Annotated in this window: 18 protein-coding genes; 12 read left to right on the top strand and 6 right to left on the bottom strand. The window is 44.8% G+C overall.

Features of this window, described 5'->3' with window-relative positions; translation table 11 throughout:
• The first annotated feature begins 473 nt into the window (after positions 1-473).
• The 4 genes from HC752_RS21150 to HC752_RS21135 all read left to right on the top strand — a co-directional run bounded on the left by HC752_RS21150 (position 474) and on the right by HC752_RS21135 (position 7,178).
• Positions 474-1,607: an efflux RND transporter periplasmic adaptor subunit gene (locus HC752_RS21150; RefSeq protein ID WP_190337190.1), complete on the top strand. Its 1,134-nt coding sequence runs from the start codon at positions 474-476 to the stop codon at positions 1,605-1,607.
• A 2-nt stretch (positions 1,608-1,609) separates the two neighbouring features.
• Positions 1,610-4,762, top strand: coding sequence for an efflux RND transporter permease subunit (locus tag HC752_RS21145; RefSeq protein WP_190337189.1), 3,153 nt, complete (start codon positions 1,610-1,612; stop codon positions 4,760-4,762).
• A 632-nt stretch (positions 4,763-5,394) separates the two neighbouring features.
• The gene (locus HC752_RS21140; protein WP_190337188.1) at positions 5,395-6,603 is read left to right on the top strand and encodes a NupC/NupG family nucleoside CNT transporter; all 1,209 of its coding nucleotides are present in this window, start codon (positions 5,395-5,397) and stop codon (positions 6,601-6,603) included.
• 149 nt (positions 6,604-6,752) lie between these two features.
• Entirely contained in the window at positions 6,753-7,178 is a 426-nt protein-coding gene (locus HC752_RS21135) for a GNAT family acetyltransferase (RefSeq protein WP_190337187.1), read from the top strand.
• 80 nt (positions 7,179-7,258) lie between these two features.
• Here the strand turns inward: HC752_RS21135 and HC752_RS21130 are convergent, their stop codons facing one another.
• On the bottom strand, positions 7,259-8,458 hold the full coding sequence (locus HC752_RS21130) for a DUF3541 domain-containing protein (protein WP_190337186.1): 1,200 nt from the start codon (positions 8,456-8,458) through the stop codon (positions 7,259-7,261).
• Between the two features lie 207 nt (positions 8,459-8,665).
• Here HC752_RS21130 and HC752_RS24850 point away from each other — a divergent pair, with 207 nt between their 5' ends.
• The 3 genes from HC752_RS24850 (at position 8,666) to HC752_RS21120 (ending at position 10,168) form a co-directional block, all read left to right on the top strand.
• The gene (locus HC752_RS24850; RefSeq protein ID WP_238930587.1) at positions 8,666-8,884 is read left to right on the top strand and encodes a hypothetical protein; all 219 of its coding nucleotides are present in this window, start codon (positions 8,666-8,668) and stop codon (positions 8,882-8,884) included.
• Positions 8,856-9,164, top strand: a complete 309-nt coding sequence (locus HC752_RS24845) for a hypothetical protein (protein WP_238930586.1) — start codon at positions 8,856-8,858, stop codon at positions 9,162-9,164. Before HC752_RS24850 ends, HC752_RS24845 begins: the two co-directional genes overlap by 29 nt.
• A gap of 350 nt (positions 9,165-9,514) precedes the next feature.
• Positions 9,515-10,168, top strand: coding sequence for a glutathione S-transferase family protein (locus HC752_RS21120; protein ID WP_190337185.1), 654 nt, complete (start codon positions 9,515-9,517; stop codon positions 10,166-10,168).
• On the opposite strand, the gene HC752_RS21115 is transcribed toward HC752_RS21120, so the two are convergent.
• Positions 10,155-10,640, bottom strand: coding sequence for a GNAT family N-acetyltransferase (locus HC752_RS21115; RefSeq protein WP_190337184.1), 486 nt, complete (start codon positions 10,638-10,640; stop codon positions 10,155-10,157). The two genes, HC752_RS21120 and HC752_RS21115, sit on opposite strands and share 14 nt — an antisense overlap.
• A gap of 119 nt (positions 10,641-10,759) precedes the next feature.
• Here HC752_RS21115 and HC752_RS21110 point away from each other — a divergent pair, with 119 nt between their 5' ends.
• Positions 10,760-11,026 (top strand): NUDIX domain-containing protein, encoded by a 267-nt coding sequence (locus HC752_RS21110; protein WP_238930585.1) that lies wholly within the window; start codon positions 10,760-10,762, stop codon positions 11,024-11,026.
• A gap of 62 nt (positions 11,027-11,088) precedes the next feature.
• Here the strand turns inward: HC752_RS21110 and HC752_RS21105 are convergent, their stop codons facing one another.
• Entirely contained in the window at positions 11,089-11,532 is a 444-nt protein-coding gene (locus HC752_RS21105; RefSeq protein ID WP_190337183.1) for a DoxX family protein, read from the bottom strand.
• 271 nt (positions 11,533-11,803) lie between these two features.
• Between HC752_RS21105 and HC752_RS21100 the strand changes: the two genes are divergently transcribed.
• The 3 genes from HC752_RS21100 to HC752_RS21090 all read left to right on the top strand — a co-directional run bounded on the left by HC752_RS21100 (position 11,804) and on the right by HC752_RS21090 (position 13,536).
• A complete protein-coding gene (locus HC752_RS21100) occupies positions 11,804-12,298 on the top strand; it encodes a GNAT family N-acetyltransferase (RefSeq protein WP_190337182.1) in 495 nt (164 codons plus the stop codon).
• Positions 12,299-12,681: 383 nt separating this feature from the next.
• The gene (locus tag HC752_RS21095; protein ID WP_190337181.1) at positions 12,682-13,176 is read left to right on the top strand and encodes a DUF805 domain-containing protein; all 495 of its coding nucleotides are present in this window, start codon (positions 12,682-12,684) and stop codon (positions 13,174-13,176) included.
• Positions 13,177-13,179: 3 nt separating this feature from the next.
• Positions 13,180-13,536 (top strand): hypothetical protein, encoded by a 357-nt coding sequence (locus HC752_RS21090; RefSeq protein WP_190337180.1) that lies wholly within the window; start codon positions 13,180-13,182, stop codon positions 13,534-13,536.
• Positions 13,537-13,636: 100 nt separating this feature from the next.
• Here HC752_RS21090 and HC752_RS21085 read toward each other — a convergent pair whose 3' ends face one another.
• From HC752_RS21085 to HC752_RS21075, 3 genes are all read right to left on the bottom strand, one after another.
• The gene (locus HC752_RS21085) at positions 13,637-14,113 is read right to left on the bottom strand and encodes an outer membrane beta-barrel protein (RefSeq protein ID WP_190337179.1); all 477 of its coding nucleotides are present in this window, start codon (positions 14,111-14,113) and stop codon (positions 13,637-13,639) included.
• Between the two features lie 107 nt (positions 14,114-14,220).
• Positions 14,221-15,372, bottom strand: a complete 1,152-nt coding sequence (gene lldD / locus HC752_RS21080) for an FMN-dependent L-lactate dehydrogenase LldD (protein WP_190337178.1) — start codon at positions 15,370-15,372, stop codon at positions 14,221-14,223.
• Positions 15,373-16,316: 944 nt separating this feature from the next.
• Complete coding sequence (locus HC752_RS21075; protein ID WP_190337177.1) at positions 16,317-17,228, bottom strand: LysR family transcriptional regulator; 912 nt, start codon at positions 17,226-17,228, stop codon at positions 16,317-16,319.
• A gap of 95 nt (positions 17,229-17,323) precedes the next feature.
• Between HC752_RS21075 and HC752_RS21070 the strand changes: the two genes are divergently transcribed.
• On the top strand, positions 17,324-18,322 hold the full coding sequence (locus tag HC752_RS21070) for an NADP-dependent oxidoreductase (RefSeq protein ID WP_190337176.1): 999 nt from the start codon (positions 17,324-17,326) through the stop codon (positions 18,320-18,322).
• Positions 18,323-18,384: the final 62 nt, after the last annotated feature.

The raw sequence follows: 18,384 nt of genomic DNA, 5'->3' as shown, positions 1-18,384 counted from the left end.
AAGGATATACCGCTAGGCAAGTCTGCTTTTCTTCATTATTGCCCTGCTTTTCGCATTTACTTTCTTGCCAAATACACTCAGGGAGTCGCCGATCTATCTGTTGACTATTGGCTGAGTCAATCTCTCTTCTTTAGGCATCAAAATAAAATATGGTTTCATGTGGTACAACTATTTTTTTAGCATGTTAATCATTGTTTTCTTGTAGTTTTATCTAGAAATAATTTGACACAATATTACGTGAATTATTTGGAGTCATCTAACAAAGTAAGGTGTCATCATAGAGCCAGACCGTTTAGCTTTAAAAATCAAATACCGTTGGGCATGTTGAACCTTCGGGCATGGTTTGTGGCTTATCAAGTAGGGTACTGGCATATCAAAGCCTTTGACCCGTGTCACGACGCCACAAGTTTCGTCAACATAACCACGAAAGATCAACAGACCTTAATAACCTGCATTTCAAAAATGGTAAATACATGAAAAAGAAATTACTTAGCTTGGCAATAGTCAGCTCATTAGTCTTGGTTGGATGTGGTGAAGCAGGAAATGGAAATCAACAAGCTGTTGCACCAAATGTTGTTGCAGTGGAATCAACCACAATTATGCACCAGCAAAGTAAAACATACATAGGGAGAGTCGAAGCCGTAGAAGATGCGAGTATCAGTGCACAAGTCTCTGGTTATTTGAAGGACCGTTTGTTTATTGAAGGGCAATTTGTCGAAAAAGGGGATGTGTTGTATCAAATTGACCCCTTGTCTTTCGAAGCTCAGGTTGCCACGGCAAAAGCCTCGTTATCTCAGGCAAATGCAGCGCTTAAAAAAGCAGAGCTTGATTTCAAACGAGGCAAAAACCTTCTCCCCAAAGGCAACATTTCACAATCTGAATTCGATTCATTGACCTCTGCAAAGCTGGGTGCTCTAGCGCAAGTAGAGGCGGCAGAAGCGCAATTAAAATTAGCGAATGTGAACTTATCCCATTCCAAAATTGTTGCGCCATTCTCAGGTCGAATCAGCAGTAGCAACGTGAGTATCGGCGACCTCGTTTCTCCTTCTACTGGTCCACTCACCACCATTGTTAGCCTTGATCCTATCCAAGCCAGCTTTAATGTCAGTGAACGCGAACGTTTAGACTTTGGTATGGATAAAGTCAATGGCGATGGAGCCGGTGCGGCGAATGCTTTGGATGTTGTGATTGAGCTGGAAAACGGTGAGGTTTATGAGCACAAAGGGAAACTCGATTTCATCGGTAACCGGATTAATCTGAATACCGGAACGATTTCTCTCCGAGCGAGCGTTGAGAATCCAGATCACGCATTGCTACCAGGTCAACACGTTCGAATTGCGATTCAAGAACGCAGCGCTGAAGAGGTTGTTGTGATCCCGAGAAAGGCGGTGCAAACCGATCTGGAAGGCAACTTCATTATGATTATCACGAAAGGCGATATCGCTGAACGCCGAAATATTGATATGGGACGCCAAACGGCGCAAGGCGTCATCATTACTCAAGGTTTATCGAAAAATGAACGCGTGATAACGCAAGGCTTACAACGTGTTAGAAATGGCATGCCCGTCAACGTAACCCACTCTGATACCGTTAACACTGGAGCCTAACCATGCTGAGTCGCTTTTTTATCCAGCGCCCAAAGTTTGCACTGGTTATTTCTATTATTCTGACGCTCGCTGGAGCGATGTCTTTACTGGTTCTGCCTGTCTCAGAGTACCCTGAAATTAGCCCCCCATCCGTGAATGTGACGGCTTACTACAATGGGGCGAGTGCAGAAGTCGTCGAGCAAGCCATTGCCGACCCGATAGAAACGTCGGTCAATGGTGTTGAAGACATGATTTATATGTCGTCCAAAAGTGCTAATGACGGTTCGTATTCTTTAAACGTCACCTTCGATATTGGCACCGACCCTGATATGGCACAGGTGAATGTGCAAAACCGAGTGACGCAAATAGAGTCAAAACTCCCTCCAGAAGTTCGAATGGTTGGGGTAACGGTGAAGAAAAACTCACCGGATCTTCTCATGGTTCTGAACTTCTTTTCTCCGGAAGGGAGATACGACGATCAGTTTTTGATTAACTACATTAACCTTAATGTGAAAGACCAGCTTGCTCGAGTAAAAGGCATCAGTAATGTGAGCGTTATTGGTGGTGGTGAATACGCTATGCGCGTTTGGCTCGACCCTGAAAAACTTGCAAGCTTGGAGATGACCACATCGGATGTGCATGCCGCCTTAGCGGAACAAAATGTGCAAGTCGCTGCGGGTAATATTGGCGCTGCGCCTTACGCCAATCCCCAAGACGTACAATTTAACTTAGTGACGAAAGGGCGGTTAGAAACCGTCGAAGAGTTTGAAAGCGTCATGCTTCGCGCGAACCCAGATGGTTCCGCCGTATACCTAAAAGACGTTGCCAGAGTGGAACTGGGTAAGAACTTCTACAACGGAACGGGGTTATTCCGTGGTAATGATGCGTCAATCGTTGTCTTGACGCTGCAATCGGGTGCTAACGCTCTAGAAAGTGGTGGTTTGGTAATGAGTCGTTTAGGGGAATTATCAAGAACGTTCCCTGAAGGTATGGTGTATGAAACCAGCTACGACACAACGTTGTTTGTTGAAGAGTCGATAAAAGGGGTGGTGAAAACACTCATCGAAGCCATTCTTTTGGTGATCGCCGTAACCTATTTATTCCTTGGCAGCGCTCGCGCAACGTTGGTGCCAGTTATCGCGATTCCAGTATCACTGATCGGTACGTTTGCCATTATGCTGGCGACAGGTTTCACGATCAATACAGTGACGTTATTTGGTTTGATTCTGGCCATCGGCATTGTGGTGGATGACGCTATTTTGGTTATCGAAAACGTCGATACCATCATGAAGCGCGACCCGAGTTTATCGCCGAAACAAGCGACGTTAAGAGCAATGAAAGAGGTAACGGGTCCAATCGTTACATCGACATTGGTTCTGTTGGCGGTGTTTATCCCGGTAGCGATGCTTCCCGGCATCACGGGCATTATGTATCGTCAATTCGCCCTTACGATCTGTATTTCAGTGGTGATTTCATCCATCAATGCACTCACATTGTCACCGGCTGTGTGTTCGTTGGTATTGAAGCAAGGGGGCGGCAATACGGCGAAATGGTTTGAAGCGTTTAATCGTGGTTTGGATAAGATCACCCAACAGTACGGAAAAGCAGCCGGTTTCTTAGCAAAAAAAGCGATCTTGGCGTTGGTGTTGTTTGGTGTGGCCGTGGGTGCGGTCTCTTATCTGGCGAAAACAACCTCGACCGCTTTTGTTCCTCAAGAAGACAAAGGCATCATGCTGGTCAACGTTCAACTTCCCGACTCTGCTTCATTGTCTCGTACAGAGGCTGTTACAGAAAAACTGTTGCGCCTCATAGATGAAGAACCCAGTATAGAAGGTGTGACTGTAGCAAATGGCTATGCTTTCCTAACAGGGGCAGCGGCTTCAAACGGTGCATCGTTATTCGTTAAGCTGAAAGATTGGGAGTACAGAAATGGCATGGAAGGCGATCATTCTTCCTTTGCTGTTACTGCGAGAATTAACGCTCGCGCAGCGCAAGAGATCCCCGAAGCGGTTGTGTTTGCAATGGGGGCACCAGCTGTACCAGGCATGGGAGCGGGGTCTGGTTTTGAGTTTGTGCTTGAAGATGCACTGGGTCGAGACCGAAGCGATTTAGCTCAGGTGATGGGAGAGGTGATGGCGAAAGCCAATGCACAGCCAGAGATCCTATACACTTACAGTACATTCCGAGCGAATGTCCCTCACTATTATCTGGATATCGATCGCCAAAAGGCGAAGCAACTTGGTATTCCTTTAGGAGAAATATTCCAGACACTCCAAGGAAACCTAGGATCGATCTACGTCAATGATTTCACGATGTTTGGTAAAAACTTTCGAGTGACGTTGCAGGCTGATGCCGAGCATCGTACTAACATGGAAGACCTTGGTCGTTTTCATGTTCGTAGCCAAACGGGAGAAATGATTCCGTTGAGCACATTGGTTACTTACGAGCAAGTCTTTGGACCGGATGTGGCGTGGCGTTACAACATGTACCGTTCTGCAATAATTCAAGGTGAAGCGGCTCCGGGGTATTCAAGTGGTGATGCGATTGCCGCAATGGAACGTGTTGCGGCAGACGTATTGCCTCATGGTTATCAATACGAATGGACAGGTTTGGCGTATCAAGAAAAATTAGCCGGCAATCAAGCGATTTATGCCTTCGCCCTTGCTCTGATTTTCATCTACCTGTTTATGGTGGCGCAGTACGAAAGTTGGACAATCCCTCTCGCGATTATTCTGGTGGTGCCTGTGGCAACATTGGGTTCCTTCATTGCTCTGAATGTAACGGGGATACCACTTAACTTATACGCGCAAATTGGTTTGGTTCTCTTGATTGCGCTTGCGGCTAAGAACGCCATCTTGATTGTTGAGTTCGCCAAATTGGAACGGGAAAACAAAGAAGTCGCGATTGAAGACGCCGCCGTTAAAGGTGGGGAATTGCGCTTTCGTGCGGTCAACATGACGTCTTGGTCGTTCATATTTGGTATCACCCCACTGATATTTGCTTCTGGAGCGGGTTACATCAGCCAGAATTCACTGGGTGTTTCTTTGGTGGGTGGTCTTCTTTGTGTGCTGCTTGCGGGCACGTTCTTGATCCCTAGCTTCTATACAATGGTGCAGAGAAAGCGCGAGAAGTTTCATGGCGGTAGCACCAAGTTGGTGGAGCTAAAAGACGAGTAATGCGAAACGCTGCCTGTTCATTTGAATAGCAAAAGCAAACTGAACAAAATCGAGCTAAGTGAGCTAAGTGAGCTAAGTGAGCTAAGTGAGCTAAGTGGACTAAGCAAATTAAGCAAACTAAGCTCACGTTAAACCCAATACCCCAGACAAGTTCTGGGGTATTTTTTAGCGATTCCCTTTGCAGACGTTACCCTGAACTAAGAGGAAGCGATGGGAGCAGTTACGGTTGGCGACGGAAACGATGCTGGTCATTATGGGTAAACCTTGCAATTGATTAAGGATTAATCGCGCGAACGTTTGCGTTAAAAAAATGTGATGAACTTCTCAAATATTTCTCTATACTCCCTGCTCGGTTATAAGCCGAGGCTGATTCATTCATCGTTTGTGTGTTCAATTCGGTGAATGGTAGATAACCAATACAAGCCGTCACAAGGAATGCTCGTTAAAGCATGTGAATGACCCCAAGGACCGGACCAGCTATTTTTAACTGCTTGTAAAGGTAAACATTCAATGACTTTTATGTCCTATTCTTCCTTGGGTTGGTTTCACTCCATGCCCTCTCAAACTTGCTTTCTATACTCTGCTCTGCAATTCAATACTGCCACTTTTAACGGTTGTTAATAGGAAACCTCATGACAATTCTATTTAGCCTTTTGGGTGTATTGACCCTGTTACTTTGTGCGTTTCTTTTTTCTGAAAACCGCAAAGCCATAAACTGGAAAACCGTGTCGCGCGCGTTGATGTTGCAGGTGGGTTTTGCTGCATTGGTGCTCTATTTCCCATGGGGACAAAGTGCCCTCACCAGTTTGAGCAGCGGCGTGTCGAGTTTGCTCGGTTTTGCCGACGAGGGGATTGCCTTTTTATTCGGTGACCTTGCCAATACGGGTTTTATATTCGCGATTCGAGTGTTGCCGATCATTATTTTCTTTAGTGCTTTAATATCGGCCCTTTATTACCTTGGTATTATGCAGAAGGTGATTACATTTATTGGTGGGGGCATCCAAAAGTTCTTAGGGACAAGCAAAGCAGAATCGCTTGTTGCGACGGGCAACATCTTCTTGTCGCAGGGAGAATCGCCACTTCTTGTGCGTCCATTTCTTTCTAGGATGACCCGCTCGGAATTATTCGCCGTGATGGTCGGGGGGATGGCTTCCGTTGCGGGCAGTGTCTTAGGTGGCTATGCAGGGTTAGGTGTTGAACTAAAATACCTCATTGCAGCCAGCTTTATGGCAGCGCCGGGCAGTTTGCTTATGGCCAAGATCTTGGTTCCGGAGCAAGGAATACCCGCTCAATACCTAGATGTGGAAATGGATAAAGCCGATCAAAGCAATGTGATTGATGCCCTGGCGAGCGGCGCAATGAACGGCATGAAAGTCGCCGTCGCCGTCGGCACCATGCTTATTGCCTTTGTCAGTGTGATTGCCATGGTGAACACTGGATTAGAAGCGTTGGGCGACGGGGTTGGATTGGGTGGCATGACGCTTCAAGCTATTTTTGGCTACCTTTTTGCACCTTTAGCTTGGGTGATTGGCGTACCGGGAAGCGAAGTGCTTGCAGCTGGTTCCTATATTGGTCAAAAAGTCGTGATGAATGAATTTGTTGCTTTTATCGATTTTGTGGCCAACAAGGATGCGCTTTCAGAACATACGCAAGTGATTGTAATATTTGCGTTGTGTGGTTTTGCTAACATTGGCTCAATTGCTATTCAGCTTGGTTCTATTGGTGTTATCGCACCGGAGAGACGCTCAGAAGTTGCTAATTTGGGCTTTAAAGCGGTATTGGCTGGTACGCTGGCAAACTTGATGAGTGCGTGCTTAGCGGGTCTCTTTATTTTACTTTAGTTGAATAAGAAGGCGCATAAAGCGCTCCAATGACCATTGTTAAAGGGCTGGGGTTTTCTCAGCCCTTTTATTTTTGTATCTTGAGTGTGAACGCCATGAATAGCGTTCCAATTGGTCAGGGAATGTGTGACTTGAATAAAAGGACGAAAATGAAAATACGGACATTTAAGGGCTCGGATAAATCGAGAATCATAGAATTATGGAATGCTTGTGGTTTGGTTGTGCCATGGAATGATCCAAGCCAAGATATTGATATCAAAACCGCTCACGGTCGCGAACTCTTTTTGGTGCTAGAACAAGATGGACAAATTATTGCAAGCGTGATGGGGGGATATGAAGGGCACCGAGGTTGGGCTAATTATTTAGCGGTGGATCCACCGTTCCAAGGCTCTGGAGCAGGGAAAGCGCTAATGGATGCATTAGAAGAAAAACTCAAGGCGAAAGGGTGCCCTAAAATTAACCTTCAAGTTCGAACTACAAACACGAAAGTGATCGCCTTTTACACACATTTAGGTTATGTCGTGGATGAAACGGTGAGCATGGGTAAAAGGCTGGATGGCCTTTCCAAGGCTTAAGGCTCACCGATGATTGGAACGAAAAGCCTCGGTCATAGGCACTATCACGTACCACGGATTCTACCTAACGTAACGTCAGGTTATTGAGATGGCGTGGTGACTGGCTCTAGGCCTTTAGGCTCAAGCCCATAGGGGAGAGAAGAAAGAATGGACGTATGCTGTTGGTATTTCGGAGCAGCGTTAGTGCCTTTCCAATCCAGCAGCATGATGGCCAAGACATTCCGATGCTCACCGCCAGAAAGAGAAGCGTCACCTGAAACGGACGGAATCAGCCCAGCTTCTCGATTGATGGAAGCATTGATGGCTTGCCTCGTCTTTTCAACAACCGGATCATCATCCAAACCCGCGAGTAAGAATGAAATCCCCACTTCGGCTATCACGTCTTCTTTTGCTCTTTCAAGAATAAGCGATATGTTGTTTCTAAAGTAATCGTAGATCCACTGATGCTCTCGTTCCGAAATCGGGTATTGGTAATAGCCTGAATCTGCAAGGATAATATGGGTCATGCCGTACAGCTTGTTGCCAAATTGCTGTTTAGTGAGTGTGGCGTCTTTTTCGTCTGGGTAGGTGGCTCGAAAGCTTTCGATGAATTCTGCGACAACATCTTGTTCGCCTAGCTGGCGAAGCCAATATACTTGATTTGCGAGCTGCGCTGCCCACGCCTCAATCATGGTGGGATTGGTGGTGTATTTTTTGAAATCAAAACGGCGAATAATGGATCTAAGCTTGGCATCTGCTTTGTGTTGCAATCCATACTCGTTTACCCGTGCCATAGAACCAAGAAGACCCACACCAAGGTACATATATTCAGGCATCATCTTGGTGGCATTAAATCGACGCAAACTGCGTTCATCGCGATCGTCGAGGTATTGAGCAAGCCTTTGAATGGAGTATTCATGGATCTGTTTTGGTGTATGCACTTCTTCACTAAAGCTATTGAGTTTGCTCGCCACACGAGCCAGATCGCTCCATATCGCGTATTTGTATTTTGGATCCAATGTTTGGCGATACATTCTCAGCCCAAAATGCCCTTCTTTAAACGGTGGTAGGGTATAGAGCTGATTTTGAAAGGTATTCTTAATCAGTTCTGCTGAGGCAGAATAGCTTTGATCGTGAGAGTAGCTTTGATCGTGAGAAGAATTTTGGCCAAGAGAAGAGCTTTGATCAAGAGAATCGCTCTGAATGTCTGCGCTATTAATCCGCTCCAACGCATCGGTTGAGTGTACCGGAGTTGCGAAAATGAACGATGTTATCAAGAGGGTGGGAGCAAGTAATTTCATGTCGCATTGTTATGGTGTGGGTGATATTGAACGAATATACCGCTGCTGTGATTGATATAAGTCCGGTGAATGTTAGTTTTGTCTATTAGGTTGAGTATATGCAGTTTGGATATTGGCCTTTTGGGTATACCAGATATCGCAATATTAACTTGGTGCTATTGCAAGGCTTGATAGCCTGAAAGCAGAGAGATTAGAAAGGAGTTTTCTATGACAAGTTTTCAGGTTCATCCGTCTTTACATGAAGTATTGGGAGAGGAACAAACTTACTTTGAAGTGGTTTGTATCGCCTTGTTTGCCACACTGGGAACTTGGCTCATTTACACGTCGTACTATTTGCCGAATATTGCCGAGGGTAGGGGACTCATTGCGACTATCGTTGGCTTCATCATCGTGGCTGATGTTCTCGCCGACTGTATTGCTAATTAGCCACGTTCACATCCTGCTTATTGCTTGGTTGTTGGCAGGTTTTCTTATAGAAGCGGGCATCGTCTGGGCATTTACCATCGGTTTCGCCACGGTCGTGAATCGCTATGCTGGAAGCTCGCATCAAACATTTATTGGTGCCACCGTCATGTGTGTGGGGCTATTGTTACTGCCGCTTCTTCAACTTCCAAATTGGATGGCGATTGTCAGTGCTTTGTTTATGTTAAAAGTGGTGTATAGCTTTGGTGTGAACCATTACGCGAGATTTAATCAGAGTGCTTGATCTTAACTCTGTGACAACGATCTGAGAAAAAAGGCCATTTGTCCTATTTTGTTTCTGAGGGAGTTGTCACTGTTGAAGTTATTGAAACAATGATTCATACAGCAGACAAAAAATTGCAATTTTTAGAAGGGAAATAGTATGGCAGATACGGTAACGGGACCAGATGGATTACCTCGCTGCGGTGGTGCAGTGCCGACAACCGCACCTGCTTTTATATAGGCAATGGGGTTAATTAATGATCACGCATTAGAATGTTCGAAGTGCCTAGACGGTGCTTCTTGAGTAACTTAGAGTAAGAATGACGCAACTGTAATAGAGACTGCTGCGTAAACCGCTTATAAGGATATCCGATGTACACACTTTACTATTACCCGAACAATGCCAGTTTAGCGCCGCACTTTTTACTGCATCACATGCAATTACCTTACGAATTGGTTTTGGTCGATAAAAAATCCAATTTTCAAAAGTCAGCGGACTATTTAAAGCTAAACCCTGCTGGGCGAATTCCAACCCTAATTGACGATGGACAACCGATTTTTGAAAGCCCAGCTATTTGTATGTACATAGCCGAGAGTCACCCAGAACACCAGTTGATTCCGCCAGTCGGAGATAAAGCCCGCCCTGTCTTTCTTCAATGGCTTGCTTACCTGAACAACACGTTGCAAGCAGAGCTTATGGTTTACTATTACCCGCATCGCCACACAAATGATGAAAGCACAATCAAACATGTACGTGCTGCGCAAGAAGTTCAAATAGCGAATGCATTGTCGGTGATTAATGATCAATTATCGAAGCACAAATACCTGATTGGCGATAGCATATCGGTTTGTGATTACTTCTTGTTTATGTTGGCTGAATGGTCGCTGCCAGTTGAGAAAAATCCGATGACATTTCCTCATCTCGCAGCGTATCTTCAAGCATTAAGCCACCACCCTACGATTAAAGCGGTGTGTGAGATAGAAAAGATAGACCTAACGCCTTTTCGCCTGGTTAAAACTCAATAGTCATGTCGTACCACCGTGCGCCACCATGTGACGACTCAGACTGACCTTGTGAAGTAAATCCATGGCTTTGGTAAAAAGGAATGAGGTGCTCTTTACAAGTCAGAACCATGCCAGTGAGGTTACGCTGTTTACAAACCTCTATTAAATGCTTTGTGAGTTTAGACGCGTAGCCTTTACGCTGGTGGGAAGGAGCGACTGCCAAGCCAAAAACGGTTTGGTACATGCCATTTGGATTGTGAAGATTGGCGTTTTCAAAAAGTTCGTCGGGCAATTCGGCTTTGTGGTATCGACATCCATTGATGTGCCCAGCGATTTCTCCATTAACTTCTAGTACAAAAAAGCATTCAGGAAAAACTTGGAATCGTTCGGTAAAGCTCTTGAGAGAAGCGGCTTCACTTTCTGGAAAGCAAAGGGATTCGATTTCAGCGATTTTCTTTATGTCTTCTGATTTTGCGGGTCTGATGTTGGGCATGAACATTCCGTTATTCTGTAAAATTTCAATTAGTTATATTGGGTAAGTTTTAAGGGAAAGCAATAAGTGCGAGTCATTATATTAAAGAAATTCGATCTCTTATAGGGAACAAGCCGCTGTTGATTCTTGGTGTTGCCGCTGTCATTTTAGATGAACGTAAACGCCTACTGATTCAACAAAAACAAGACGGGTCTTGGAGCTTGCCTGCCGGGATGATAGAGCCAAGTGAGTCGCCAAGCGCAGCGATAAAGCGTGAAGTATTAGAAGAGACAGGGTATACGGTCTCGGCAATGAAAATCTTAGGTGCATTCGTTGGCGAAGGGTTCTCTGCACTTTGCTTACTGTTCGTCTCTTTATGGCTGATAATAGATAACCCGATTTGGTGAGAGAAAAGCGCAGATTAGTCTACGCTTTTCATCTTGTGAGCCACCGTTAAGTAATCTTTTTATTAAGTAATCTTTTTATTAAGTGATTGGTCTAGCGCTAGTTTTCCTGACCCTGATATGGTCAAAGAAACAGAGGCAGCAAGTAGTGCTAAACCAAACTCATAACCGTTGTTTGATAAGAACAAGCCGTTTTCAAAATGCACTGAGAATATCGCGATCACCATTGTAAACGCGGTAACCAATGCGGCGGGGCGTGTAAGCAAACCCAATACTAAAAATAACCCTCCGAAGAATTCCGCACTACCAGCAAGAAATGCCATTAAAACGCCGGGTGCTAAGCCTATTGAAGCCATCCATTGTCCTGTTCCTTCTAATCCATAGCCGCCAAACCACCCAAACAGCTTTTGCGCCCCATGAGCGATAAGGATGATCCCAATAGGGATGCGTAACGCCAACGTTGCGAAACCTGCGTTGCTATCGGTGATCTTCTTCAGGATAGTTTTCATGGTTACCTCAATATATTTGAATAAGTTACTTAGTGGCTAACTTCTTTTATTCGCTGTTGAAAGTGATCATATTGGGAAACCGATGGATGAAAAATACGTTTTCATTGACTATTTTGTTCGAAAAATTTGAATCTATGTTGAGTCCATCTTCCTGCATAAAGAAATGGTACTTAATGCCAAACATCTGCGTGACTTGGGCATATAAGCTGAACGCATCACATTGATGTGATAAAAGAAGGAATAGACATGGTAATAGGAGGAAGGCGTGGATATGGACATTAGGTATGTAAATTCACAGGATATTGAGGCGATAACAAACATCTACAATGATTTTATTGTAAACAGCACTGCAACGTTTGAAGAAAAGCCGATTTCAACTGAAGAAATGAACCAAAGAGTAGGTAAGATCCAAAGTCACAGCTTACCTTGGATCGTCATAGTGGAAAATGAAGCGGTTCTTGGTTATGCCTATGCAGGGATGTGGCATGCTCGAAGTGCCTATCGTTATACTGTTGAGTCTTCAGTTTATGTTGCCCCAAACGCGTTAGGTCAGGGCATTGGAAAAGCGCTTTATTCTCACTTAATCTCCATTCTCGCAAAACGCGGTATTCGCAACATAATGGGGGTAGTAAGTTTACCCAATGACGCCAGTATCGCGTTACATCAATCTTTAGGGTTTCAAAAAGTGGGGGAGTTTAAGAGCGTCGGGCTAAAGTTCGGCAAGCTGATCGATGTGAGCTATTGGCAATTGGAGTTAAGAGATTGATTTGTCAAGAGTAAGCGGTGGTTACACGCCCATCCGCATTCACATAAAAAATTGTTAAGGGTATCGCGTGTCTATGCAAATTTTTCTGAGTTTTCGCTCATACCCGCTATATTATTCTTCGCGATAAAAAGCCTTGTTTGGCGAGATATGTGTTTGTACCTGGTAGGCGTTGCTTTTTTATAGAATGAATATTTATGCGAATGATACAACTTACACTGGCAAGTGAATAACCGAGTGCGTTTGCTACCAAACACTCAGTCACGCAAGTAGGTTCGTTTGCATGGGGTTGAGTATCATTTGCTTATTCTTGCTATTGCAAACCTTATTTCCTGACCCTGAACAAGAAAAGTTGGCTAGATAAAAACATAAAATCAGGATAAATAATGACGGAATCAGAGTTACTTCGTTCCCCAGATATACCCTTAAAAGAAACCAAACCTCAGTTTTACGAGCTAAGAGGTCGGCTAAACCGTGCAGAGTTTGCTTGTTGGGCGACGGCTTGTTTGCTATTGCCTAATGTATTGGGTGAGTTTGGCTTTCTTGTTGTGCCCATCACTTTCTTTTTCTATGTTCTCTTCATTGTAAAAAGGCTCAAGGATATAGATTTTTCTCCTTGGTTGGTATTGATTGCGTGGATACCTGTGCTTAATTTTCCTCTTTGCCTTGTTCCCGGCGATATGGATGACAATCGTTTTGGTGAAGTTCCTTTTGCCTCTAGCAGGGGGATCAAAGTGCTGTCGGTGTGTCTTCCCTTTTTGTATACCTCGATCATGTTGACTTCTCTTATGTCAGTGTTGCCAGAATTCACAGAAACGGCTCACCAATACGAAGTGAAAACAGGGAACACATTTGCGGATCAAAGTACAAAAAAGGAGTAGCGAATGGAATGGTTTATTGGCTTAGAATACATAGAGTACTGCGAGTTTATAAACGACATGACACCATGTGTTCACCAAACTGTCAGTGAAATCACTCGGCACATTATGCGAGTTTACGTTGCACTGGGGTCTTTGGTTACGCTTTACGTTCTAGGCTTTTTTGTCGCTACAGGTGTCACCGTATTTGACGATGGTGTGAAGCAAAAGATGTCTTTGCGACTTAAAATGAGTTACGTATTGGTTATGGGGTGCCTATTTCCCATCTTTTACGCCCCATTTTTAAACGATGTTCGTCAAATGAAAAGTCGTTATGCCGAAAGACGCTCAAAGCATACCGTTATTTTGGAAGGTAAGTACTAAGATCAATGAGGGTAAGTACTAAGATCAATGAAGGTAAGTTAAACTCATTCTGAAGGAAAATGAATGCCGACATGAAGTCGGCATTTTTAATATTCGGTATCTAGAATCGCAGTTGGAACTCTGCGTACATGGATGAAAGTTTCGATTTCGCATCATAGATCTTATAGCCAGTGTTAACCGCGATATTTTGTGTTAATCGCAAGCCTATTTCCGCTCCGTACGAAATACCAAATGTGTTGTCTTTATCGATACGACTTTCTTGGAAATAATAGTTCGTACCAAATACGCCAGCGATGTGCATCGTATCGCTAAGTGGCAATGTAGGTTTTAGGTTCCATGCAATACTAGAAAGTTCGTAGTGATTATGTTTGCCTAGATCGGTATAAAGCCATTCTGAAGACATCATGAAGCGACTTCCTAGTGGGTATGTGTGCCCGAAGCTCGCGCTTAATCCTACTTTGCCGTCGTTGTGTTCTGAAGTGGAAATGTTATAACCCAGCCCGAAGTAGTAACCTTCTTGTGCGTAAGCGGCACAAGACATAGCCAGCAGAGCCAGTGGTAATAGGGGTTTTTTCATGAGTATTGATATCTAGATGATTCAGGAGAGGCGTATATTGGCGATGAAAGAGCAAAAATGCGAGAGGTTTAATAAAATCTCTCGCATTTTTTGTATGTTGTGGCAATTTAAGAAGCTTGCTTACTCAGATCAACCAACAAGTCGGAGGAGATATCTGAAATACTTTTTGCCCCAGTTAATGTCATAGCTACGCGCATTTCCTTCTCATACAAATCGAGTAGGTTTTCTACCCCAGCACCGCCTTGTGCTGCCAACGCATAAACGAATGAGCGGCCGAGTAACGTAAAATCGGCTCCCAGTGCCAGCATGCGTACAACGTCTAGACCGGTTCGAATGCCAGAATCAACCATGATTTTTAAATCCCCTTTAACGGCATCAGCAATATAGGGAAGGGCACGAACCGTTGATAGAACGCCGTCCAATTGTCGGCCACCATGGTTGGAGACCACAATACCATCAGCACCAAACCTTACGGCATCTTTGGCGTCTTCTTCGTCTAGAATCCCCTTTATAACCATCGGACCATCCCAGAAATCTCGGATCCACTCTAAGTCTTTCCAGCTAATTGACGGGTCGAAGTTTGCACCTAACCAGCCGATATAATCTTCAAGTTTGGTTGGTTCACCTCGATAGGTAGAAATGTTCCCTAAATCGTGCGGTTTTCCTAAAATGCCAACATCAAGCGCCCAACTTGGGTGGAGCATCGATTGGAATACTCTGCGCATAGCGGCATTAGGACCACTCATTCCAGAATGCATGTCGCGATAACGGGCGCCAGGCACGGGCATGTCTACCGTAAAGACCAACGTTGATACGCCCGCTGCTTTCGCTCTTTCAAGCACATTTTGCATAAAGCCACGATCTTTCAAAACGTACAGCTGGAACCACATCGGTCGTTCTATTGCTGGCGCCACTTCTTCAATCGGGCAAACCGACACCGTTGACATGGTAAAAGGGATGCCTTTTTTGTCGGCGGCTTTAGCCGCTTGAACTTCCCCTCGGCGCGCATACATGCCGCTTAAACCGACAGGAGCAAGCCCGATAGGCATGGACATCTTTTCGCCAAACAATTCTGTATCTAGGCTGAGATCGGACATGTCCCGTAAAACACGTTGGCGCAATGCTACGTCAGAAAGATCGTCGGTATTGTGCCTTAATGTGTGCTCGTTGTAAGAGCCACCATCAATGTAATGAAACAAAAAAGGTGGCAGTTTTGCTTTTGCTGCAGCGCGATAATCAGTCGATGCGGAGATAATCATAATTTCAATCCTGATTTTTATATTTAACTCTTAGATTCATGGGCGTTGTGCCTTTTTGTCCAACCAAGCCTACCGTTGTGGAAGCCGCGATCAGCAATCATATTACCCGCCGCAGATTCAACCGCTTGAAGTACGACAACGACTGCACTGGATATGTAAAGCGCCTGTGCTTCTTCATATTGCCCCTTTCATGTGTCACGAATTAAGCCGAAGCTGAGTGATGTTTAAACCTGTGTTATTTATGTTAAATCTGTGTAAATGTAGCGCTTTCGTTTTTATTGATATAGGGAATAAATGAAAATGATTAATTCCAAAAGTGACATAATTTGTCCATTTTATGCGATTAGAAGTCGTCGTTATATGTGACAAAAACTAAGGGTTTTGTTCGGTTTTTTTGATATAAACACATGTAAAACAAAAGGATAGAGTGCTATTTAAGATCTAAAATGAACGCGGAAGCATCGATTGGATTGTTGCTCAGTATGCTGAAATTCTAGGTGTAGCAAGCTGATAACAACTCGTTACCGATTTTTGATACTGTGAGGTGGGTCGTCTCGTGTTACTCCCTCTTATTATCACCTCTTGCCTCAGTAATATTTGGTATCAACGACTCTCTCGCATCTCTCGCATCTCTCACATCTCTCACATGGAGAAGAGAGTCTATGTCCCCAGTGCTACCCAGTTAGTCCCCGATAAGCACACAACAACTTGGCCGCCTATTGGACAACCCTCACGCTATATTAGAAAGTGACACCAAGACACAGTGGAAATGGCTCGTGAAGCCGAAATCGGGTTATTGCCTACAAGAGCGGTTACTCGGTGTATGTTGGGACACACCGCCCCATTGTTTGAACACTGAATATCTCGATCTCAATGCTTTTTCAAAGGAAGCGCCAAAGGGTAGTTTGTTGTATCTAGAAAGTGCTGAGATGCCATGGCAAAGATTAGTTGGGATACTGGCGCTTAACTTGATCACTAATGAAGTCCACAGCGGCTTTAATCTTGGGAATGGAGTATTCGAGCTTTTGATAAAGTAGGAAAATGGCAAAGTCCCCACCATGGCTTATTTGCAAGGGTTGATCAAAAACTAACTCTTGCAATACGCCAGAATCAAAACTCGGTTGGAGTGCCCACCTAGGCAGCATTAATATACCTTCACCTTGTATAGCCTTATTTAGAAGCCATTGCCCGTTATTACTGACCAGTTTCAATGTTCCAGATACATCTTGCCACCGACCATCAATTTCACTTAGCCAAGGCGTTGGACCAACAGGCGTTTTAAAAAACAGGCCTTGATGATGAACGAGCTCGGAAGTGCAGGTAGGTTGCCCATTTCGCTCAATATAAATGGGGGAAGCGGCGGCAACGAAGTCATTGTTCATTAGCTTTTTGGCGACAACGCGTTCGTTTGGTGCGTAGCCCCCGCGAATGGCGATGTCCACGTCGTCCTTTTCCAGTTTTGAAAGCTCATCACTTAACACGACATCTAGGATCACGTCGGGAAAGAGTTGAGAAAAGTCGTCGAGAATGGGTAAAAGGATGTGTTCACCAAACCCCACCATTGCGCTGATTTTTAAGACACCTGTTGGTTTACTTTGATACTGCTTAACAAGCTGATCAGACAGGCTCACTTGCTCAATAATGTGCTGTGCTTGTTGGAAGTATTGTTTGCCCACCTCAGTCAGTGAGATGGAGCGAGTGTTTCGCACAAGTAGCTGCGCACCAAGCTCTGCTTCGAGATCGGCGATTCGCCGTGAGATGGAAGAGGCAGGCACATGGTAACGGCTCGCGGCGGAAGAGAAACTGCCTCTTTCTACCGTTTCTACGAAGTAGGATAGTGCTTTTAGTTTGTCCATATTATTGCCTTTAAAGCAAAGGTGATTCGCTCAATGCAGCCTATTGGGAAATGAATCATTGTGCAATACTGCTGGTACGATCTAAGGAGAAAACCATGACGCTAAATACAGAAATTTTGCTTACCGCACGTCCAGACGGCAGCCCTATCGGACCGCATCTGTTTACAGTTGTTGAGAATGAGATCCCAGCGCTCACCGAAGGTCAATTCCTGATTAAACAGACACATATGTCGATGGATCCCGCCATGATTGGTTGGATGATGGCCGATGAGGACAGCTATATTCCCCCTGTGGCGTTAAATTCGCGTATGCGCTCTGGCGGATTTGGTGAAGTCGTTGCGTCTGAAAACCCTGAGTTTGCTGTGGGCGACAAAGTGATGGGGATGATGGGTTGGACTGAATACGCGCTAACCAATGGTCAGGGTATCAACAAAGTGGCGAATAACATCGATGCAGAAATGGCACTTTCTGTTTTCGCTCTGCCGGGTTTAACGGCAACGCACGGGCTATTTAATGTCGGTCAGCCTCAGTCTGGGGAAACATTGGTGGTCACTGGTGCGGCTGGCTCCGTTGGTTCTATCGTCGGGCAACTGGCGAAAGCGGAAGGCTTGCGCGTTATTGGCGTGGTTGGAAGCGATGAAAAAGCGAGTTGGATAGTCAATGAACTTGGTTTTGATGGCGCGATCAATTACAAGAAAGACAATTTGAAATCTCAGCTTGAATCATTAACCCCAGATGGCGTGGATGTCTTTTTTGAAAATACGGGCGGGCCGATTCAACACCACATATTTGACCGTATGAATGCCCATGGAAGAATTGTTGTATGCGGCATGATCGCCGACTACACCACTTCGGAACCCTTGGCAGGACCTAACTGGATACCTTTAATTAAAAAACGGATCACGGTACAAGGCTTCGCTATACCTGATCACTTTCACCAAATGCCTCAATTGCTAGAAAGGCTCACACCGTATGTGATGAATGGTCAAATTAAGTTCAGAACACACGTATTGGATGGGCTTGAAAGCGCCATGTCGGCAATGAACCTTTTCTTTACAGGCGAAAACAAAGGCAAACTTCTGATCAAGCTTTAGGATCGGTTGACCTGTTTAGGGGGGATTTTGTTCGAGTTTCTGGGCTTTAATCGCGACGAAAG

The organism is Vibrio sp. S9_S30 (genome assembly GCF_014694455.1).
Taxonomy (GTDB): domain Bacteria; phylum Pseudomonadota; class Gammaproteobacteria; order Enterobacterales; family Vibrionaceae; genus Vibrio.
Note: the sequence above shows the minus strand (reverse complement) of the source record. Positions and strands in the feature narration are given on the sequence as shown.